This window comes from Pseudomonas phytophila, assembly GCF_025643095.1.
Classification (GTDB): Bacteria; Pseudomonadota; Gammaproteobacteria; order Pseudomonadales; family Pseudomonadaceae; genus Aquipseudomonas; species Aquipseudomonas quasicaspiana.
Genome location: NZ_CP081201.1, coordinates 919,439 through 938,659, shown reverse-complemented (window position 1 = coordinate 938,659; position 19,221 = coordinate 919,439). Strand labels below are relative to the sequence as shown.

The following is a 19,221-nucleotide window of genomic DNA, read 5'->3' as shown; positions in this document are numbered from 1 at the left end:
TACTGGCAAATCAAACTTTTACACACGGAACCAACATGGATCTCACCCCACGCGAAAAAGACAAGATGCTGATTTTCACCGCAGGCCTGGTTGCCGAACGGCGGCTGGCCCGGGGTGTGAAGCTCAACTACCCGGAAGCCATGGCTTACATCTCGGCGGCGTTGCTTGAAGGCGCGCGCGACGGGCAAACCGTAGCGGATCTGATGCACTACGGCACAACGCTGCTGACTCGCGAACAGGTCATGGAAGGCATCCCGGAAATGATCCCCGAAATTCAGGTCGAGGCGACCTTCCCTGATGGCACCAAACTGGTCACCGTGCACCAGCCTATCGCCTGACCCCGAACGAGACTCTGGAACTGATCATGAGCCATACGATTCGCGACGCCCTCCCGGCTGATCTGCCGGGCATCCTGGCGATTTACACCGACGCAGTGCTTAACACCACCGCGATCTGGAACGAGCAACCGGTAGATCTGGCCAATCGTCAGGCCTGGTTCGATGCGCGCCAGACTCAGGGTTATCCGATTCTGGTCGCCATTGACGATGACGGCCAGGTCACGGGTTATTCGTCGTTTGGCGACTGGCGCCCTTTTGAAGGCTTCCGTCACACCGTAGAGCATTCCGTCTACGTGCGCGCCGATCAGCGCGGCAAAGGCCTGGGCCCGCAACTGATGAAAGCCCTGATCGACCGCGCTCGCCTGTGCGACAAACACATCATGGTCGCGGCGATTGAAAGCGGGAACAAGGCCTCTATCAGCCTGCATGAACGACTGGGCTTCATCACGACCGGCCAAATGCCACAGGTCGGCACTAAATTTGGACGCTGGCTGGACCTGACATTCATGCAACTGGATTTGTCACCCGGCGCATCGGCCCCACCGTCACAAGCTCCCGTTTCCAACTGAGAGGCGATCATGAATCCTGCCCAGCTACGCCGCGTCACGGATGAAAGTTTTGCGCACTACCGCCACGGACTGGCGACCTTACTGCTGGAGGCTGTGAACAACGGCGCATCGGTGGGTTTCATGGCCGACTTGACCCTCGAAGACGCGTACGCCTGGTGCGACGGACTTCGGGAAGACGTCGCCAACGGCAACCTGCTGTTGTGGGTTGTGGTTGAGGATGAGCAGGTACTGGCCAGCACTCAGCTCGCTCTTTGCCAGAAGGCCAATGGCCTGAACCGTGCCGAGGTGCAAAAACTGATGGTGCTCAAAGAAGCGCGACGGCGCGGCCTGGGGCAGCAATTGATGCAAGCGCTGGAACAGGCGGCGCGTCAGCTCAAGCGCGGCTTGTTGTTTCTCGACACTGAAGCCGGATCACCCGCCGAAGCATTCTATCTTTCGCTGGGCTACACCCGCGTCGGCGAACTGCCCAACTACTGCCAAAGCCCGGACGGCCGTTATACGCCGACCGCTATCTACTTCAAGACCTTGGGACAACCCGCATGATTCCTGGCCAATACCAGATTCAACCCGGTGAAATCGAACTCAATGCCGGGCGCAGGACCATCAGCCTAAACGTCGCCAACAGTGGTGACCGGCCGATTCAGGTCGGCTCGCATTTCCATTTTTTTGAAACCAACGACGCCCTCACCTTCGACCGCGCCGCCAGCCGCGGCATGCGCCTGAACATTCCGGCCGGCACCGCCGTGCGCTTCGAACCAGGGCAGTCGCGGGATGTGGAATTGGTGGATCTGGCCGGGCATCGGCGGGTGTTCGGCTTTGCCGGGCGGGTGATGGGTGATCTCTAACCCCGGTAGGAGCGCGCTTGCCCGCGATAAAGTCGGAACGACTTTCCTGCGGCGGTGTGTTCACTGATTTTGCGACTGCTTCGCAGCCGATCGCGGGCAAGCGGGCTCCTACAATCCGCGTTTCAGCACTGCACTTTTTGAATTCAAGGAATCGCCATGAAGATTTCCAGACAAGCCTATGCCGACATGTTCGGCCCCACCGTGGGCGACCGGGTACGGTTGGCCGACACCGAGCTGTGGATTGAAGTCGAGAAAGACTTCACGACATACGGCGAAGAAGTGAAATTCGGCGGTGGCAAGGTCATCCGTGACGGCATGGGCCAAGGCCAGTTACTCGCCGCCGAAGTCGTCGACACGCTGATCACCAACGCCTTGATCGTCGACCACTGGGGCATCGTCAAAGCCGACGTGGGCCTCAAGAACGGTCGCATTGCGGCCATCGGCAAAGCGGGCAATCCGGACATCCAGCCCGACGTGACCATCGCCATCGGCGCCTCCACTGAAATCATTGCCGGCGAAGGCATGATCCTCACGGCGGGCGGCGTCGACACACACATCCACTTCATCTGCCCGCAGCAGATCGAAGAAGCCTTGATGAGCGGCGTGACCACCATGATCGGCGGCGGCACCGGCCCGGCAACCGGCACCAACGCAACCACCGTGACGCCCGGCCCCTGGCACATGGCGCGCATGCTTCAAGCGGCCGACTCCTTCCCGATGAACATCGGCTTTACCGGCAAAGGAAACGTCAGCCTGCCTGGGCCGCTGGTGGAGCAAGTCAAGGCCGGGGCAATTGGCCTGAAACTGCACGAAGACTGGGGCACCACGCCAGCGGCCATTGATAACTGCCTGAGCGTCGCCGACGAGTACGACGTGCAGGTCGCGATCCACACCGACACCCTGAACGAGTCCGGCTTCGTCGAAACGACGTTGGCGGCGTTCAAGAACCGTACGATTCACACCTATCACACAGAAGGTGCGGGTGGCGGTCACGCGCCGGACATCATCAAGGCCTGCGGCTTCCCCAACGTCTTGCCTAGCTCGACCAATCCGACCCGGCCGTTCACGCGCAACACCATCGACGAACACCTGGACATGCTGATGGTCTGCCATCACCTGGACCCAAGCATCGCCGAAGACGTAGCCTTCGCTGAAAGCCGTATTCGCCGGGAAACCATTGCTGCCGAAGACATCCTGCACGACCTGGGTGCCTTCTCGATGCTCAGCTCCGACAGTCAGGCCATGGGCCGGGTTGGCGAGGTGATCATGCGCACCTGGCAAACCGCCGACAAGATGAAGCGCCAGCGTGGTCCGCTGCCTGGCGATGGTGAAGGCAACGATAACTTCCGCGCCAAACGCTACATCGCCAAATACACCATCAACCCGGCAATCACCCACGGCATCAGCCATGAAGTCGGCTCGGTGGAAGTGGGTAAATGGGCTGATCTGGTGCTGTGGCGCCCTGCGTTCTTCGGCGTCAAACCGACCCTGATCCTCAAGGGCGGAGCGATTGCCGCGAGCCTGATGGGCGACGCCAACGCGTCGATTCCGACACCGCAGCCCGTGCACTATCGTCCGATGTTCGCCAGCTACGGCAGTTCGTTGCACGCTACCAGCCTGACCTTCATCAGCCAGGCAGCGTTCGACGCCGGTGTGCCTGAATCACTGGGGCTGAAAAAGGTGATCAGCGTCGTCAAAGGCTGCCGGTCCGTGCAGAAGAAAGACCTGATCCACAACGACTACCTGCCGAAAATCGACGTCGACCCACAGACTTATCAGGTCAAGGCAGACGGTGTACTGCTGTGGTGCGAGCCGGCGGATGTCCTGCCAATGGCGCAGCGGTATTTCCTGTTCTGATCCACTACACTCGCAAATAAGGCAGCTACGGCTGCCTTTATTTTTTGCCGACAAGCCTGGCCGCTGCTTGCCTCTGTTGCCGGAAATGACCTTGGCCTCCGGTCGCTGTCTCGATACCCGAAGGTTAAAGGCTGTAAGATGCGCCATCTTCATTACAGCTCCCGCAGCAAGGTAACCGGCCATGCGCCTCTCGGACTTCATCGTTGCTCATGTGGATCGTATCGTCGACGAGTGGGAAAACTTCGCAAAAACCATCAAGCCTGCCGCCGATGCCATGAACAGTGTCGAGTTGCGCGATCACGCCCAAGCCATTCTGCTGGCCGCAGCACGGGACATGAACACCTCGCAGACCAAAAGCGAGCAAGCGGCCAAGTCAAAAGGCGCAGACCTGCAAAAGACACCCAGCCTTGACGAAGCGGCCGCCAGCCACGGCGAACTGCGGCACATGGTCGGGTTTGATCTGGTGCAGATGACTTCCGAGTTCCGCCATCTGCGCGCCAGTGTCATCCGGTTGTGGGTCGAAAGCCTGAAAACGCCTGACCTGGCCTACTTCACTGACATGATCCGCTTCAACGAAGCCATTGACGAAGCCCTGGCCGAATCGACTGCGGCGTATGCCGAGCAGGTGGCACGTTCGCGAGATATCTTCCTGGCCATTCTTGGCCATGACCTGCGCGCACCTCTGCAAGCGGTGAGCATGTCCGCCGACCTGCTGGAGCACAGAAAAGAACTGGATGCGAAGTCCCAGGGCTACGTTTCGCGGATCAAGAGCAGCACTCGACATATGGGGGCGATGGTCAGCGACCTGCTGGAGTTCGTGCGCAGCCGCCTTGGTGCCAGCCTGCCGGTTGAACGCAATGCCATGGACCTGGGCAAAGCGTGCCGCGAGGCCATCGATGAAGCCTGTGCCGGTCGCCCGGACTCACATCCGCATCTGGTCGTGGAAGGCGATACGGTCGGTCATTGGGATCGCGGACGTATCGACCAGTTATTGCAGAACCTGATCGGCAATGCCCTGCAGCATGGCAAGGGGGAGGAAGAGGTCAACGTCAAAGTCTGCGGTGAGCAGGATCATGTGCAGTTGATCGTGCACAACCTCGGCGACCCCATTTCCGAAGACGCCATCGGCAGCATCTTTGACCCATTGGTACGCGCCATCAGCGAGGGCTCGACGCCCAGCGGTCGGTCAACCAGCCTTGGTCTGGGCCTGTTCATCGTCAAGGAAGTGGTCAACGCCCACGGCGGCAGCATTACCGTGACGTCTAACGTAGGTGACGGGACGACGTTTACGGTGGTGTTGCCCAAGAGCGTCTAGCTGACTGGATGGATGCAATCTCATGTGGGAGCCGGGCTTGCCCGCGATAATGCCGCCGCGTATGTCAGTCAAATCGCGTTGATCTTATCGCGGGCAAGCCCGGCTCCCACATAAAAACCGCATTTATGGGAGCGGCCGCAGCCGGAGCTTAACTCACCACTGCGCCCGCGGATCAAACGCTGCCTTGTCAGCCAGTTTTTTCCACAGTTCCTGAGTCGCCTCATCGCTGGACCTTGGCATTACCACTTTGATCTGCGCGAGCAAGTCGCCACGCTGTCCTTGTTTGTTCAGCAAGCCATTGCCTTTGATGCGCAGTCGCTGACCATTCTGACTGTCGGGACGGACAGTAAGGTTGATCTTGCCCGTGAGGGTCGGCACAGCGACTTTGGCACCCAACGCAGCTTCCCATGGGGCCACGGGCACAGAGATGATCAGGTCGTGGCCTTCGACTTCGAACTTAGGATGCGGCGCGAGGCGGATGATCAGGTACAGATCACCGCTCTCACCCCCTGCAACACCTGGCGCACCCTGCCCCTTGAGGCGAATACGCTCGCCGTCGGTGACACCGGCAGGAATCTTCACATTCAGCGTCTTGGTGACATCAGCCACACGCTGGCCCGCTGCATTGTGCTGCGGCACCTTGAAGCTGACCTGCTTGGATTCGCCCGACAGGGTCTCCTCCAGGAAGATAGCCAACTCCATTTCGACGTCTTGTCCCTTGCGCCCAGGGTTGCGAGATCGACCGCCCTGCTGCGGACGACCACCAAAGATCGAGCTGAAGAAGTCGGAGAAGTCGCCGTTATCAGCGCCGCCAAACCCGCCCGCACCCGCTCGGCTCTGCCAGCCCGGTGGTGCCTGGAAGGGTTGGCCCTGGCGACCGTATTTGCGTAAGTCGTCGTATTCGGCGCGCTTTTCAGGGCTGCTCAGCACCTCGTACGCTTCGTTCGCTTCTTTGAATTTTTCTTCCGCGCCAGCCTCTTTGCTGACGTCCGGGTGATACTTGCGCGCCAACTTGCGGTAAGCGACCTTGATCGCTTTCTCATCCGCAGTCGGATCCACCGCAAGAATCTTGTAATAGTCTTTAAAGTCCATCTAATGCTTTCCCCGGTTACGCCGTGCAGCGCTGAACACTGCGCACAGCATCCTCTGTGTGAGGTCTCTGAATCCAATACGTTGAGATATATCGGCCGTGCAACCCGCCCGCTTGATGCCTGAAAGGTTCGACGGCCTGATGTGAACACAATTCACTGAAGATTGGGGGTCCGGTCGGTTAGTTCAAGTCAGGCATACAAATACAGTTATCTACATTTAACCGATGTTTCGCCCTACGCATCCGGCGTGCACTGACATACACTGCGCGGCCGTTTTTTGACTGGAACGTAAAAGACATGAATGACCAATCCCCGGCCCGTGCCTGCGGTATCGATTTCGGCACGTCCAATTCCACCGTCGGCTGGCTGCGCCCCGGCATGGAATCGCTGATTGAGCTGGAGGACGGCAAGATCACCCTGCCTTCGGTGGTGTTCTTCAACATGGAAGAACGCCGCCCGGTTTACGGCCGCCTTGCGCTGCACGAGTACCTGGAAGGCTACGAAGGCCGCCTGATGCGCTCGCTCAAGAGCCTGCTGGGCTCCAAGCTGATCAAACACGACACCAGCGTGCTGGGTACGGCAATGCCGTTCAAGGACCTGCTGGCGCTGTTTATCGGCGAGTTGAAGAAGCGTGCCGAAGCCAACGCCGGTCGTGAATTCGAAGAAGTGGTGCTGGGTCGCCCGGTGCATTTCGTCGATGACGACATTACCGCTGATCAGGAAGCCGAGGACACGCTGGCCGAAGTCGCCCGCAAGATCGGCTTCAAGGACGTGTCGTTCCAGTACGAGCCTATCGCCGCCGCTTTCGACTATGAATCAACGATTACCAAAGAAGAGCTGGTACTGATTGTCGACATCGGCGGTGGTACGTCGGACTTCTCCCTGGTGCGCCTGTCACCTGACCGCCGCTTCTACGATGACCGTCACGAAGACATTCTCGCCACCGGTGGCGTGCATATCGGCGGGACCGACTTCGACAAGCAACTGAGCATTCAAGGCGTCATGCCGCTGTTCGGCTACGGCAGCCGAATGAAAAGCCAGGCGTACATGCCGACCAGCCACCACATGAACCTGGCAACGTGGCACACCATCAACTCGGTCTATTCGCAGAAGTCCCAGTTGGCGTTAGGCAGCATGCGTTACGACATTGAAGACACCCAGGGCATTGATCGCCTGTTCAAGCTGATTGAACAGCGCGCCGGGCACTGGCTGGCCATGGAAGTGGAAGAAACCAAGATCCAGCTGACCCACACCGAAAGCCGTCATCTGCCGATGGATCGCATCGAACCGGGCTTGAGTGTGGACTTGAGCCGTGTAATGTTCGAAGCCGCCATTGATTCGCAGCTGGAGCGCGTACGTAACAGCGTGAGCGAATTGCTGCTCAAGGCGGGTGCGGGTGTTGATCAGGTCAACACTGTGTTCTTCACGGGTGGCTCAAGCGGCATCCCGGCCCTGCGCAACAGCGTCTCGGCCATGCTGCCCAACGCGCGTCATGTTGAGGGGAACATCTTTGGCAGCATCGGCAGCGGGTTGGCGATTGAGGCGAAGAAGCGCTATGGCTGAAGGGCAGCTGCAAGCTGCAAGCCTCAAGCTACAAGTTAAAAGCAGGCCGTGCGCCTCTTGAAGCTTGAAGCTTAAAGCTTGCAGCTGCTCCCTTACACCAACCCTTCCCGCTGCAACTCGCTCTTCAGGTACGCGTAGTAAATCGGCCCGGCCACAACTCCTGGCAGGCCGAACGCGGCTTCGAAAATCAGCATCGCCAGCAGCAACTCCCACGACTTGGCATTGATTTGCCCGCCAACGATCCTGGCATTCAGGAAGTACTCAACCTTGTGGATCACGATCAGGTAACCCAGCGCCGCCAGCGCCACCCAGATTGAAATCGACATGCCGACGATGAAGATCAACGTGTTGGACATCAGGTTACCCACCACCGGCAACAAGCCGAGCAGGAAGGTCATGATGATCAGGGTTTTGGTCAACGGCAGGTGAATGCCGCACAACGGCAGCACGATGACCAGAAACACCGACGTGAACGCGGTGTTCAGCAGCGAGATTTTGATCTGGGCGAAAACGATGTTGCGGAACGCTTTGCTCAACAGGCTGAGACGGTCAAACAGCGCAGCCGCCAGCGGCTTGCGGGTGTGCACATCGGAAATGCGCTGCAAGGCAATGATTGCGCCCAGCACCATGCCGATCAGCATGGTGACAAACATATGCGCCGCGCCTTTACCAATCAGCTGCAGTTCACCAACGTGCTTCTGTATCCATTCGCCCAGCGATATCCGGAACTCGGCAGCGCTGGCCGGTAAATAAGCGTCGATGAACGGCGGAAGCTGACCGCGAGCGCGATCCACGAGGATCATGAATTTATCCAGCGACGCGCCGGGGTTTTCCGCCTCATGCAGCACGAAGCTGAAGGCTCCGGCGAAGATCAACGCCAGCACACTGACCACGAGCGTACCAAGCAACGCCACCGCGACCCAGCGGGCACGCTCCCCGGCGATCAGCCTTTGCAGCTTGGGCGTCAGCATGTTGACGAGCTCATAGACCAGCAACCCGGCCAACAGACTCGGCAGCAGTTTGAACGGCAGAACCATCAACAGACCGCCGAATATCAGAATCCAGCTGGCCAACAACACTTGTCGCGAGGAAAACGTTGGCATATAGCCTCAAGACGAACGGCGCTAAGAGGCAGGCAGTCTGCCAGCGTTCTGAGCTAAGGACCAGTGATCAGACGCCCCCATCGGAAACCACCTACAGACCGATGAATAAGCCACCTGCACCAGACGCCGGAATTAAAGGTTTCAGGACGCTGAACGGCACGTTTTCCAGCGCCTGAGCCCTCACTGGAAAATTATTTCTTCTTGAGACAATCGCTCATAAAAACCTTACGAGCATCGCCCTTGAGCGCCTCAGTCGTAGCCGTTGCGTTACAACTGGTCATCTTTTGTTGCTGGGTTTGCGGTGGTGACGCTTTAAGGCAGGTGCTCATGAACGTCTTGCGCTCATCGCCTTTCAAGGACTGAGCTGAAGCATCGGCATTACAGGTGGTCATCTTGTTCTGTTGCGCAGTGGCCGCATAACTCTGGGCACACATCAACAGACTCACCAACAACACAGGGACGCGCAGCATTTTCATGGTTATCCACTCCACAGTGGCCATGCCGACCAGCGTGGCCTGCTTTGGAGTGTAGCCAAGGAATATGCGGCGCGACCCGCTCAGTTCAGACCTACCCGACGTTGCGCGTGTCGAGTCGCAGTTCCTCTTCTTCGATGCTGTGAATCGACACATCGGTGATACCCGATGCGTGGGCCGTTGCCTCATCCACGGCGATAAAACTCTGCACGTCGTCATCCAGTACGACGTGATGCTTCTGTGCCAGCTCGTGAACTACGTCGATGATCGGTACATCAAGATTCTCGATCACGTCCACGTGGTGCTCGCCCGCCAGGGTGTACTCGATTGCGTAGTGTTCTTTATCGCTCATTGCATCACTCCAATGCCGACCCGACCGGGCGGCAAACTACGAACAACAGCTGGGATAGCTAAAGGCCCGCAGCCTTGAGGCGCGCGGCGTGCTCAACAAACAATTTCACAGGGTTTACGGTGGTCGGGGGTAGTCATCACCGATGACGGCACCCAGGTGAGAACTGAATCTCCCGACCATGCCATCACATTGACCGCGCCCTTTCGTGAACGTGCGAGCAACTTTCATCAAGTCAGGCTGCTGCCCTACGGGCGGTTACGATTGCAGTCAGATGCCTGACTGTCAGGTAACGAAATCACCGTGCGACGTACGTAGTATTCAAAGGCCATCAAATAATCGAACTCTTGCGAACCTTCGCAGCTCCAAGCTGCAACGGGCCAACAATGGCTCTGTCATTGGAGTGGTATTTCATGATCAAGAAGAGCCTCGCAGCAGCTTTCGTTATCGCCGCAGTCAGCGGTTGCGCCAACACCACCGTGCAGAACCCGGTGGATTACGTGACCTATCGCAACGAGCCGCTGGTCAAGCAAGTTGAAGACGGCATGACCGAGCAGCAAGTGCTGACCATCGGAGGCACGCCTTCTACTCGTGTACAGCGCAAGGTGCATCCGGGTGTTTGCAACAACTACGTGATGAATAAAGACGGCCACGAGCAGGTCTATCACGTCAGCTTCAACGCCAACGGTCGCGTGGATAACAAGGGTTTCATGACCTGCGAGCAACGCGAAGCCAACGAACGCGCCATGTAAGCGGGTCGTTGATACGCAAAAGCCCGATGCATATGCATCGGGCTTTTTATTGGGCGGCGCTTTTACATGTGCAGTCGTTCGCGCTTAGAACACCAGCTTGAACAGGGCGATGACCACAATCAGGCCGATCAGGAAGATGATGCCGATGGTGCTGCCGAGGAACTTGAGCATTGTGTATCTCCATATATTTTCGTCTCAAGGTTGGGACCGCGGCGTGTAACAGTCGTTTCCTAATATTTTGTTCATCAACCAATGACGCAAAAGAATAAAACTTTTCCCGAAGCCGAGCACTCACACCTGTTACCGATCATGCCGGGCGCCACTCAATGCTGTAGAGGATTGGCGCATCAAGAGCGAGACGGATACCGGATTAGCTTTGGAGATAAACCATGAACCACGACCAACAATTGTCGGATGTAAGCACCCTGCGCGCACGTGCGCGCCAGAACGTCGAGAACGGTGCTGTCACTGAAGGCTATAGCGCTGACCGCGAAACGGTACTGCGCCTGCTTAACGAATCGCTGGCTACCGAGCTGGTGTGCGTGCTGCGTTACAAGCGCCACTACTATATGGCGACCGGCCTCAAAGCCAGCGTCGCCGCTGCCGAGTTTCTTGAGCACGCGCAGCAGGAAGCCGAACACGCTGATCTACTGGCCGAGCGCATTGTGCAACTGGGTGGCGAGCCGGAATTCAACCCTGACCTGCTGTCGAAGAATTCCCACGCCCAGTACGTGGCAGGCACGACGCTGAAGGAGATGGTCTACGAAGACCTGGTGGCTGAACGTATCGCCATCGACAGCTACAGCGAAATCATCAAATACATCGGCGAAGATGACCCGACGACTCGCCGTATCTTCGAAACCATCCTGGCTCAGGAAGAAGAACACGCCGACGACATGGCGGATATTCTCAACGACCTGTGATCGGTGAGTCGTGATGCAAAAAAGCCAGGACTGAGTCCTGGCTTTTTTGTGCCTGCCAATGCGAAGAACTGTGGGACTGTCGGAGATCCTGTTGGAGCGAGGCTTGCCCGCGAAGAACGATGACGCGGTAGATCTGACATACCGAGTCGACTGCTTCGCGAGCAAGCTCGGCTCCCACAAAATAGACGCGACGGCGATATTTCTGACGACTCATTTTTAGTGCCTGTAGCGGCCTCTTTCCGGCTAAAGCCGATCCCACGGGATTGCGGAGATTCTGTGGGAGCCGAGCTTGCTCGCGATGAACGATGACGCGGTACGGCTATAAAACCGCGTCGCCAATATCGCGAGCAAGCTCGGCTCCCACAAAATAGCCGGGAGCGCGGTATTTTATTGCACCGTCTTCAGCGCTTTGCCCGATCTCATCTGCTCCAGCAAGGGCGCGCACTGGTTGGGCTCCTCACCACTGCTAGGCGCAACAAGGGCCAGCAAACCAGCAGCCGGTCCGATTGCGGCACCCAGTAGTACCATCCCCGCTCCGCGCAACAGCAACGGCCCGGACTGCACGCCCGCATTCGGTTTGGCGAACGGCCCGCGCACATAAAGAGGAGACCGCAACGAGAATACGCGGAAGCCTTTCGACTCAGGCTTGACGCTCAAATCCAGTTGCTCGGTTTTAAGGTTGGCCGTGCCATCGATAAAGATAATCGCGTTCTCGGTATCGAACACAAACAGACGAGGCGTCGCCAGACCGTCCTTGATGCCCACGTCAGACGCTGCGCAGTTAATCTTCACGTCCTGATCGCCGAACAACTTGCCCACCACATAATTACCAACGTTGAGCCCGGCGATTTCCATCAGGCTGCGGCTGATCGCGCCGTCGTTGACCAGCATCTTCAAGTCACCATTGGAAGTGCCCAGCAACGCCGCAACCGAGTTGCCCTTGCCGCTGATGTCGGCATCACCCGCCAGTTCACCAAAGCTGGTTTTCATTGGTTCAAAGGTCGGGAACAGCTGCTTGAGCTTGAGGTTGCGCGCAGAAAGCTTCGCCCTGCCCTGCATCGGTTTGCTGCGACCATCAAGACGAATGTCGGCGTCGAGCTTGCCGCCCGCAACGCCGAATCGCAGCGGTTGCAGGCTCAGTTGCCCGTCGTTCAACACGACGTGGGTATAAAGGTCAGAGAACGGCAGGTCCGGGCTTTGCACGATGCGCTTGCCGGTGAACTCGACATCGGCGTCCATGGCCCGCCAGCGGTCGGTCTGGAACTCTTCCACAGGCAGCACCTTGCCCGTTGGCTGCTTGCTTTCCCCGCCGCGTTTTTTCTGAGCGGCGTTGGAGTCTGCGCCGATCAAAGGTGCCAGGTCGGTAAACAGCAGTTGATTGGAAACCAGTGTGCCGGTGAGTTTCGGCCTTGGCTGACTGGCGACAAAACCCAGATCGCCATGAATGTCGCTGTTGCCGATCTTGCCGTTGAAGCCTTCGTAGCGGAAGTTGGCGCCCGCGGGGTCATGGATTTTGGCGATCAGTCGACCGTCCGTGGAATAAGCAGGCGAATCCGGCAGTGTCACGCCGGTCAACGGATAGAGATTGCTCAGGCTGCTGCCTGACAACTTGAGGCGCAGATCCAGCGCGCCCAGGTTCTGCGGATCGGTCACGGTGCCCGCAATAGCCGCGTGGGTGTCACCGACGTGAGCATCCACCTGAACCGGGAATGGCTGAGCAGCATCCTTGAGCGCCAGCAGCCCGCCGAGCTTACCGCTGCCGTTGAGCTTCTGGCCTTTATATTGGCCTTTGAACGTGACACCAAACGCATAATCCTGCGGCCTGACGCCCTTCTCCTCAGCTTTCTTTGCGTCTCCACTGCCGACGATATCGCCGAATGGAATGGGCTTGCCCAGCGGGTCGATCACCAGGTCCACCTGAGTGTTAAGGGTCTGATCGTTGAAGCTCACCAGCCCCTTGTCGAACTTGATGGCGCCGATGTCCAGCACCCAGCTGGAAGGTTCAGCATTCGGGTCAGATTTGGGCAAATCGAACGTCCAGTTGGCGCGGCCATCAGCCAGGCGCTCAAGTTTTGCATCCGGGCCGGTCAGGTCAATGCGCGGGATCACAACGTGCTGCACGATCAATGGCAACGGCGAGAGGCGGAATTCGACGCGCTTGAGGGTGACCATTTCCGGCGTTTTCGACCACTCCGGGTTACCCAGGCTCAAGTCCTCAGCCACGAAACGCGGCCATGGTACCCACGCACGCCAGCCGCCCTCCTCAGGTTCACGCCCCCAGATAACCGCAAGGTTGCCATTGATCGCGAAGGGACGATGCAGCGCTTCACTGACTTTTTCGTTGAGCGTTGGCTTGATTCGGTTCCAGTCAAACGTGGCGATCACAACGACCAATACAGCCAGTACCAACAACAGAATGGCACCGGTCCAGGCAAAAATTTTACGGCTGCGCGTCATTGCATGACTCTCCAGATAACAACAGACCGGCCCAGGCCTGTTGCAGTCGACTTTAAGCTTCGACTTACAAAAAACCTGAGGGTTTGATCGGATGTGCAAATTACAGCATAGGGCTTAAAACCCAAGCTTCTATGTGAGGAAATATGAAGCCACGCCTGCAAGCCACAGCCAGCAAGGGCTGGAGGATCAATCAATATCGATGATTTTCACCATCAGGAATACGAACTTCTCTATCGACAGGCCGGGCGTAATATCGCTGCCATACACCACCCCAAAAGCTCTTGAGAGGAGCGAATATCATGAAACGCGTATGGCTCGCCCTGACCTTTTCCTTTTTGGCCGCTAACGTTTGGGCCGTACCAGCGCCCGAGCGCGAACCCAGTGCTGAAGTGAAGATGGGCATGCAGACCCTGCACGAGACGATTGCGCAGGATGGCCATGCGCAGTTGATCAAGCAGTATCAGCGGGTTTAGAAACTGAAAATCCCCCATCCAGACAATATATTTGGAATGCTTTTTAAACCTGTACAGACTGTGTGAAAACGTAGCGAGCGACGGCAAGACAAGGCAAAAACAGGCGAAAAACGGCCGGGGTCGCGTCCGACTCTAGTGTTCTAAATGAGCATTTTTCGCCTGTTTTTAACGCAGTATTGTGCGCGTAGCACCGAAGGTGCCCAGCCTGCAGTAGTTTTCACACAGTCTGTGTAGGAGTGCGCTTGCCCGCGAATCGGTATGTCAGTCTATAAATATGTCGGCTGCACTGACGCTATCGCGGGCAAGCGCGCTCCTACAGATCCTGTGTTTACCGCGCGACAGCGGCGGCTGTAGACGAGATAGCAGCGCCTGCGGGAGACCGATCAACTGGCCCAGGCTAAAACCCCTTCGACGCATCCAAAGCGCATTTGCTAAAGTGCTGCCTGTCATCCCGGATTTGTCTACCGTCATGCTGCCCCGCGCCGAACAGAAACAACAGACCCGCCATGCGCTGCTCAACGCCGCCCACACCCTCATGGAAAGCGGACGCGGCTTCGGCAGCCTGAGCCTTCGGGAAGTGGCGCGCACCGCGGGCATCGTGCCGACGGGGTTCTATCGCCACTTCGACGATATGGATCAGTTGGGTCTCGCTTTGGTCAGCGAGGTCGGTCAGACATTTCGCGAAACCCTGCGTCTGGTGCGCCACAACGAATTTGTCATGGGCGGCCTGATCGAAGCATCGGTTCGTATCTTTCTCGAAGTGGTATCAGCCAAACGTGCGCAATTCCTGTTTCTGGCCCGCGAGCAATACGGCGGCTCCCGGCAGGTGCGGCAAGCGCTCTGCGCACTTCGTGATGGCATCAGTGCCGACCTCGCGACAGACTTGGGCACCATGCCTAAATGGCAGCATCTGGATGCAGCATCACTTTCGATCCTTGCAGACCTGGTGGTGAAAAGCGTGTTCGCCATGCTCCCTGAACTGATCGACCCACCAAGCGATGCGCTGCCCGTACACTTGAAGCCTCAGGCCAAGATCACTCACCAACTGCGTTTCATCTTCAGTGGTGCCAAACATTGGCGCGGACTGCCCAGCGCGGAATAGCCAGTCGACTCAAATTGGTGCACTCCAAACGAATAGCACTGTTTGGGTGCGAAATATCTCGACCGGCGTTTCATTCCTACCTTTTCCGTCGGCTTTTTCCTACAACCTGCACTGTTGGCAAGCCCCTTGCTCTGTCTTGAAGCATCGCAATTAGCTGGATGCCTTCCGATGCTGGTGATTCACAAAAGAATCGACTCTCAAACCGAATGGGCCGCCGAGCTGCATTTGAATTTCGAGGCGCGCAGCAAAAGCCGCCTGCGTTGCTACAGTGCCGACGGTGAAGACGTTGGCCTCTTTCTGGAGCGCGGTCAGCAACCGCTGCACGATGGTGAGTTTCTACAGGCCGAAGACGGCCGTATCGTCCGTGTCTGCGCCCGTCCCGAACAATTGATGCATGTCACCTGCAGCAGCACCTTCGAACTGACCCGCGCCGCTTACCATCTGGGCAACCGTCACGTTGCGCTGCAAGTAGGGGACGGCTGGCTGCGCCTGCTCGACGACTATGTGCTCAAGGCGATGCTCGATCAGCTGGGCGCAACGACGGAATCGATTGAAGCGCCCTTCTCCCCGGAAACCGGTGCCTATGGTGGCGGCCACCACCACTCCCGGGCAGGCGAGGAAGATTTCAACTACCCGCCGAAACTGCACCAGTTTGGCGTGCGTATATGAACAGCGCCTGGGCGCTGCTGCGCCTGGCCAGTCCGCAATTACCGATTGGCGGCTACAGCTACTCCCAAGGCCTGGAAATGGCGGTGGAAAACCAACGGGTGGTTGATCCGGCCAGCGCGTCACGCTGGATCGGCGACCAGTTGCTGCTCAACCTCGCCCGCTTCGAGGCTCCGCTGCTGCTCGCTCATTGTGTTGCAGCGGCAGAAGAAAACTGGTGCCAGTTGCTGCAGTTGAGCGACGAACATCGCGCCAGTCGGGAAACCCGCGAGCTGAATCTGGAAAGTCGGCAAATGGGCTATTCCCTGAAACAGCTACTCATCGGGCTGCCAGAGCTTGATCGCCCTGCGCGGGAGTTTCTGGCGCAAACCGAGGAGCCACATCTCGCACTGGGTTGGGCCTTGGCTGCTCGTGCCTGGCAGATCAGCCCGCAGGACGCTCTGGCTGCCTGGTTGTGGAGCTGGCTGGAAAACCAGCTCGCAGTCCTGATGAAAACCCTGCCGCTGGGTCAACAGGCTGCGCAGCGCCTGACCAGCGAGTTGCTGCCGTTGCTGCAGCAAGCCCAACAGCATGCGACAGACCTTGATCCACAACATATTGGCAGTGCCGCTTTCGGTCTGTCATTGGCGAGCATGGCCCATGAGCGTCAATACAGCCGGCTGTTTCGGTCCTGATCTTCTACCTGGCAAATGACTAACAGAGCTCAATAACCAGAGCTCAACGGAGAACTCAATGAACAGCCAACCTCTGCGTGTCGGCATCGGTGGTCCCGTCGGATCAGGCAAGACAGCCCTGACGCTGGCGCTGTGTCTGGCCCTGCGTGAGCGTTACAACCTCGCAGTGGTCACCAACGATATTTATACCCGCGAAGACGCTGACTTCCTGGTGCGCAACGAAGCCTTGGCACCGGAACGCATTATTGGTGTTGAAACCGGCGGCTGCCCGCACACGGCCATCCGCGAAGACGCATCGATCAATCTGGAAGCAGTCGACCAGTTGAACCGTCGCTTTGAAGGCCTTGACCTGATCATCGTCGAGTCAGGCGGTGACAACCTGTCCGCCACCTTCAGCCCGGAACTCTCGGACCTGACCATCTACGTGATCGACGTTTCAGCGGGCGACAAGCTGCCACGCAAAGGCGGCCCTGGCATCTGCAAATCCGACCTGCTGGTGATCAACAAAATCGATCTGGCACCGCTGGTGGGCGCGTCCCTGGAAATGATGGACCGCGACACGAAGAAGATGCGCGGCGAAAAGCCGTTCGTGTTCAGTAACCAGAAAACCGGCCAGGGTCTGGAACAGATCATCGCCTTCATCGAACGCCAGGGTCTGCTGACCAACGCGGCCTGATTTTCACTCCCTCAAGGAAGCTTTGCATGAACTACAAACAAGCCCTCGGCACCCTTGCTCTGCTGCTGGTTCCAGCGCTGGCCTTTGCTCACCCTGGACATGGCGACAACGGCCTCGTCGCCGGTATCAGCCACCCGATTGGTGGCCTGGATCACTTGCTGGCCATGTTGGCCGTAGGCCTGTGGGCCGCTCAACAAAAAGGCGCTGCGCGCTGGGCCCTGCCTTGCACCTTCGTCGGCACCATGCTGATCGGTGGCTTGCTGGGCTTCGAAGGCCTGAACCTGCCTGCGCTGGAAAGCGGTATCGCGGCTTCGGTGCTGGCGCTGGGTCTGGCCGTTGCACTGGCGATTCGTCCACCGCTGTTCATGGCCGTAGGCGCCACAGCGCTGTTCGCTTTGTTCCACGGTGTTGCCCACGGCCTTGAGCTGCCAGACATGTCCAGCCCGGCGGCCTACGCCATCGGCTTCGTAGTCGCCACTGCTGCCCTGCACGCTGCTGGTTATGCCGTTGTGCGCTACCTGCCTACAGCGGCTGCGCCATTGGTGCGGATTGCCGGTGCTGCCTCGGCGGCTGCGGGTGTTTGGTTGCTGGCTGCTTGATACTGCACTGTTGAATTAGACGCGCTCCCTGTGGGAGCTGGGCTTGCCCGCGATAAGGCTGGATGCGATGCACTTTAGATCGCGTCCAGCCTTATCGCGGGCAAGCCCGGCTCCCACGGGGATAGCATTCCAGCAGAGGTTGTCGTGAACTGCCTGATCCTCGGGACGACTCCTACAGTCTGGTACTAGCTGCTACCATGTCGCGCAATTCGCCCCTGCTGTGACGCCTGCCGATGCCAGATGTTTCCTGCTCCGCCCTTCAGCCTGACCTGAACGCCGTATTCGCCAGCGTTCAGGCGCACTTCCTGCAAACCATCGTGCCGGTCTGGCTTGGTCCTGGCTGGAATGCACAGCTGGCTTTGCCGTATGAAGCGGTCGATGCGCAACACCAACCACTGCCACCGCAGCGTTATCGCGCCATGGCCTGTGCGCGACAGTTGTTTCTGTTTTCCAGCCTGATCGATGATCCAGCGGTGCCCGAAGCTGCCACCCGTGCAGCCGCACTGTTTCGCTCACTGCAACGGCACTTCCATGACGCCGAGCACGGTGGCTGGTTCTACAGCATCGACCCGCAGGGCGCGCCACTGGACCGTCGCAAGGATCTCTACACCCACGCCTTTATCATCTTCGCTTGCGCACACTATTGGGCCAGGGTTCGCGAGCCCTTGGTCGAGTCAGTGCTCAATGCAGCGCTGGATGTCGTGGCAGAGCAGTTTGCCGATGATGACGGGCTGTATGAAGCGGTGCTTGATGAGGACTGGGCAACGCTGGGCAGCGGGCCGTTGCAGAATCCGTTGATGCATTTGGCCGAAGCGCTTCTGGCCACCGTTGAGGTGCGCGCCGACGAGGCAACACTGGCGACGCTGAACGAATTGGCAGCCGCCATGCAACGGCGCTTCGTGGACAGCGAACACGGGGTAATGCTGGAGAAACCGCTGGCCGCTGTGGATAACTGGTACGAGCCCGGCCATCAGTTTGAATGGTACTTCCTGCTGGAGTCGTCGCCGCACTTGCGCGGTAGCGCGCTGCATCAGTCACTGAGCACGGCGTTTATCCATGCCGAAGCCCAAGGGGTGGATGCGAAAACAGGCGCCGTAGCGGCCGCGCTGACCAGCGATGGACATATTCAGGATGGCACCCAGCGCATCTGGGCACAGGCCGAGTATTTGCGGGCGCTGACTTTACGGCCCGGCAGCGAAGCGGCGCTGGGTAAACAGTTATTGGCACTGCAGAAGCGATTCCTGCATGCCAGCGGCTGGAACGAGTGCCTGGACGCCAATGGTCAGGTCAGCCGCAGCGACATGCCATCGACCACGCCCTATCACCTGGCGACGTGTTATATCGGGTTGGCCAGGTATTTCCAGAGCCATCGCTGACACCACGCTGTCGCACATCA

21 protein-coding genes and 1 pseudogene are annotated in these 19,221 nt (G+C 58.4%); 16 read left to right on the top strand and 6 right to left on the bottom strand.

Annotated elements, in window-relative coordinates:
• Window positions 1–35 precede the first annotated feature (35 nt).
• The 6 genes from K3169_RS04005 to K3169_RS03980 all read left to right on the top strand — a co-directional run bounded on the left by K3169_RS04005 (window position 36) and on the right by K3169_RS03980 (window position 4,924).
• Entirely contained in the window at window positions 36–338 is a 303-nt protein-coding gene (locus tag K3169_RS04005) for an urease subunit gamma (RefSeq protein ID WP_027902525.1), read from the top strand.
• A gap of 26 nt (window positions 339–364) precedes the next feature.
• The gene (locus K3169_RS04000) at window positions 365–907 is read left to right on the top strand and encodes a GNAT family N-acetyltransferase (protein WP_263270072.1); all 543 of its coding nucleotides are present in this window, start codon (window positions 365–367) and stop codon (window positions 905–907) included.
• A 9-nt stretch (window positions 908–916) separates the two neighbouring features.
• Window positions 917–1,450, top strand: a complete 534-nt coding sequence (locus K3169_RS03995; protein WP_263270070.1) for a GNAT family N-acetyltransferase — start codon at window positions 917–919, stop codon at window positions 1,448–1,450.
• Complete coding sequence (locus K3169_RS03990; RefSeq protein ID WP_027902528.1) at window positions 1,447–1,752, top strand: urease subunit beta; 306 nt, start codon at window positions 1,447–1,449, stop codon at window positions 1,750–1,752. Before K3169_RS03995 ends, K3169_RS03990 begins: the two co-directional genes overlap by 4 nt.
• A gap of 156 nt (window positions 1,753–1,908) precedes the next feature.
• Window positions 1,909–3,609 (top strand): urease subunit alpha, encoded by a 1,701-nt coding sequence (gene ureC / locus K3169_RS03985; protein WP_027902529.1) that lies wholly within the window; start codon window positions 1,909–1,911, stop codon window positions 3,607–3,609.
• Window positions 3,610–3,790: 181 nt separating this feature from the next.
• Entirely contained in the window at window positions 3,791–4,924 is a 1,134-nt protein-coding gene (locus K3169_RS03980) for a sensor histidine kinase (protein ID WP_231677162.1), read from the top strand.
• Between the two features lie 153 nt (window positions 4,925–5,077).
• On the opposite strand, the gene cbpA is transcribed toward K3169_RS03980, so the two are convergent.
• On the bottom strand, window positions 5,078–6,016 hold the full coding sequence (gene cbpA / locus K3169_RS03975; RefSeq protein WP_263270067.1) for a curved DNA-binding protein: 939 nt from the start codon (window positions 6,014–6,016) through the stop codon (window positions 5,078–5,080).
• Between the two features lie 296 nt (window positions 6,017–6,312).
• On the opposite strand from cbpA, the gene K3169_RS03970 reads away from it, so the two are divergent.
• Entirely contained in the window at window positions 6,313–7,578 is a 1,266-nt protein-coding gene (locus K3169_RS03970) for an Hsp70 family protein (protein ID WP_255877107.1), read from the top strand.
• Between the two features lie 92 nt (window positions 7,579–7,670).
• On the opposite strand, the gene K3169_RS03965 is transcribed toward K3169_RS03970, so the two are convergent.
• The 4 genes and pseudogenes from K3169_RS03965 to K3169_RS03950 form a co-directional block, all read right to left on the bottom strand.
• A complete protein-coding gene (locus tag K3169_RS03965; RefSeq protein WP_231677160.1) occupies window positions 7,671–8,681 on the bottom strand; it encodes an AI-2E family transporter in 1,011 nt (336 codons plus the stop codon).
• A gap of 191 nt (window positions 8,682–8,872) precedes the next feature.
• Window positions 8,873–9,157, bottom strand: coding sequence for a PsiF family protein (locus K3169_RS03960; protein ID WP_263270064.1), 285 nt, complete (start codon window positions 9,155–9,157; stop codon window positions 8,873–8,875).
• A 91-nt stretch (window positions 9,158–9,248) separates the two neighbouring features.
• The gene (locus K3169_RS03955) at window positions 9,249–9,506 is read right to left on the bottom strand and encodes a hypothetical protein (protein ID WP_027902911.1); all 258 of its coding nucleotides are present in this window, start codon (window positions 9,504–9,506) and stop codon (window positions 9,249–9,251) included.
• 58 nt (window positions 9,507–9,564) lie between these two features.
• Window positions 9,565–9,725, bottom strand: a pseudogene (locus K3169_RS03950) (triacylglycerol lipase); the annotation flags it as partial.
• Window positions 9,726–9,916: 191 nt separating this feature from the next.
• Here K3169_RS03950 and osmE point away from each other — a divergent pair.
• Together osmE and K3169_RS03940 are read left to right on the top strand one after the other, a co-directional pair.
• A complete protein-coding gene (gene osmE / locus K3169_RS03945) occupies window positions 9,917–10,255 on the top strand; it encodes an osmotically-inducible lipoprotein OsmE (RefSeq protein WP_027902910.1) in 339 nt (112 codons plus the stop codon).
• A 389-nt stretch (window positions 10,256–10,644) separates the two neighbouring features.
• Window positions 10,645–11,178 carry a bacterioferritin gene (locus K3169_RS03940; RefSeq protein ID WP_231677158.1) on the top strand — a complete coding sequence of 178 codons (534 nt, stop codon included), beginning with the start codon at window positions 10,645–10,647 and terminating at the stop codon, window positions 11,176–11,178.
• A gap of 387 nt (window positions 11,179–11,565) precedes the next feature.
• On the opposite strand, the gene K3169_RS03935 is transcribed toward K3169_RS03940, so the two are convergent.
• Complete coding sequence (locus tag K3169_RS03935) at window positions 11,566–13,635, bottom strand: AsmA family protein (protein WP_263270060.1); 2,070 nt, start codon at window positions 13,633–13,635, stop codon at window positions 11,566–11,568.
• Between the two features lie 299 nt (window positions 13,636–13,934).
• Between K3169_RS03935 and K3169_RS03930 the strand changes: the two genes are divergently transcribed.
• From K3169_RS03930 to K3169_RS03900, 7 genes are all read left to right on the top strand, one after another.
• Window positions 13,935–14,108: a hypothetical protein gene (locus K3169_RS03930; protein ID WP_161628615.1), complete on the top strand. Its 174-nt coding sequence runs from the start codon at window positions 13,935–13,937 to the stop codon at window positions 14,106–14,108.
• 469 nt (window positions 14,109–14,577) lie between these two features.
• On the top strand, window positions 14,578–15,210 hold the full coding sequence (locus K3169_RS03925; protein ID WP_231677185.1) for a TetR family transcriptional regulator: 633 nt from the start codon (window positions 14,578–14,580) through the stop codon (window positions 15,208–15,210).
• Window positions 15,211–15,378: 168 nt separating this feature from the next.
• Window positions 15,379–15,879, top strand: a complete 501-nt coding sequence (gene ureE / locus K3169_RS03920) for an urease accessory protein UreE (protein ID WP_027902250.1) — start codon at window positions 15,379–15,381, stop codon at window positions 15,877–15,879.
• Entirely contained in the window at window positions 15,876–16,550 is a 675-nt protein-coding gene (locus K3169_RS03915; RefSeq protein WP_099267800.1) for an urease accessory protein UreF, read from the top strand. The genes ureE and K3169_RS03915 overlap by 4 nt, the downstream gene beginning before the upstream one ends.
• Before the next feature lie 58 nt (window positions 16,551–16,608).
• Window positions 16,609–17,226: an urease accessory protein UreG gene (gene ureG, locus K3169_RS03910; protein ID WP_027902252.1), complete on the top strand. Its 618-nt coding sequence runs from the start codon at window positions 16,609–16,611 to the stop codon at window positions 17,224–17,226.
• A 26-nt stretch (window positions 17,227–17,252) separates the two neighbouring features.
• A complete protein-coding gene (locus K3169_RS03905; protein WP_027902253.1) occupies window positions 17,253–17,825 on the top strand; it encodes a HupE/UreJ family protein in 573 nt (190 codons plus the stop codon).
• A 233-nt stretch (window positions 17,826–18,058) separates the two neighbouring features.
• Entirely contained in the window at window positions 18,059–19,201 is a 1,143-nt protein-coding gene (locus K3169_RS03900; protein ID WP_263270054.1) for an AGE family epimerase/isomerase, read from the top strand.
• Window positions 19,202–19,221 lie beyond the last annotated feature (20 nt).

Bases quoted from the DNA above. Each gene is read 5' to 3' on its own strand.
- K3169_RS04005 (WP_027902525.1), top strand. From the start codon at position 36: ATGGATCTCACCCCACGCGAAAAAGACAAGATGCTGATTTTCACCGCA.
- K3169_RS04000 (WP_263270072.1), top strand. From the start codon at position 365: ATGAGCCATACGATTCGCGACGCCCTCCCGGCTGATCTGCCGGGCATC.
- K3169_RS03995 (WP_263270070.1), top strand. From the start codon at position 917: ATGAATCCTGCCCAGCTACGCCGCGTCACGGATGAAAGTTTTGCGCAC.
- K3169_RS03990 (WP_027902528.1), top strand. From the start codon at position 1,447: ATGATTCCTGGCCAATACCAGATTCAACCCGGTGAAATCGAACTCAAT.
- ureC (WP_027902529.1), top strand. From the start codon at position 1,909: ATGAAGATTTCCAGACAAGCCTATGCCGACATGTTCGGCCCCACCGTG.
- K3169_RS03980 (WP_231677162.1), top strand. From the start codon at position 3,791: ATGCGCCTCTCGGACTTCATCGTTGCTCATGTGGATCGTATCGTCGAC.
- cbpA (WP_263270067.1), bottom strand. From the start codon at position 6,016: ATGGACTTTAAAGACTATTACAAGATTCTTGCGGTGGATCCGACTGCG.
- K3169_RS03970 (WP_255877107.1), top strand. From the start codon at position 6,313: ATGAATGACCAATCCCCGGCCCGTGCCTGCGGTATCGATTTCGGCACG.
- K3169_RS03965 (WP_231677160.1), bottom strand. From the start codon at position 8,681: ATGCCAACGTTTTCCTCGCGACAAGTGTTGTTGGCCAGCTGGATTCTG.
- K3169_RS03960 (WP_263270064.1), bottom strand. From the start codon at position 9,157: ATGAAAATGCTGCGCGTCCCTGTGTTGTTGGTGAGTCTGTTGATGTGT.
- K3169_RS03955 (WP_027902911.1), bottom strand. From the start codon at position 9,506: ATGAGCGATAAAGAACACTACGCAATCGAGTACACCCTGGCGGGCGAG.
- osmE (WP_027902910.1), top strand. From the start codon at position 9,917: ATGATCAAGAAGAGCCTCGCAGCAGCTTTCGTTATCGCCGCAGTCAGC.
- K3169_RS03940 (WP_231677158.1), top strand. From the start codon at position 10,645: ATGAACCACGACCAACAATTGTCGGATGTAAGCACCCTGCGCGCACGT.
- K3169_RS03935 (WP_263270060.1), bottom strand. From the start codon at position 13,635: ATGACGCGCAGCCGTAAAATTTTTGCCTGGACCGGTGCCATTCTGTTG.
- K3169_RS03930 (WP_161628615.1), top strand. From the start codon at position 13,935: ATGAAACGCGTATGGCTCGCCCTGACCTTTTCCTTTTTGGCCGCTAAC.
- K3169_RS03925 (WP_231677185.1), top strand. From the start codon at position 14,578: ATGCTGCCCCGCGCCGAACAGAAACAACAGACCCGCCATGCGCTGCTC.
- ureE (WP_027902250.1), top strand. From the start codon at position 15,379: ATGCTGGTGATTCACAAAAGAATCGACTCTCAAACCGAATGGGCCGCC.
- K3169_RS03915 (WP_099267800.1), top strand. From the start codon at position 15,876: ATGAACAGCGCCTGGGCGCTGCTGCGCCTGGCCAGTCCGCAATTACCG.
- ureG (WP_027902252.1), top strand. From the start codon at position 16,609: ATGAACAGCCAACCTCTGCGTGTCGGCATCGGTGGTCCCGTCGGATCA.
- K3169_RS03905 (WP_027902253.1), top strand. From the start codon at position 17,253: ATGAACTACAAACAAGCCCTCGGCACCCTTGCTCTGCTGCTGGTTCCA.
- K3169_RS03900 (WP_263270054.1), top strand. From the start codon at position 18,059: ATGCCAGATGTTTCCTGCTCCGCCCTTCAGCCTGACCTGAACGCCGTA.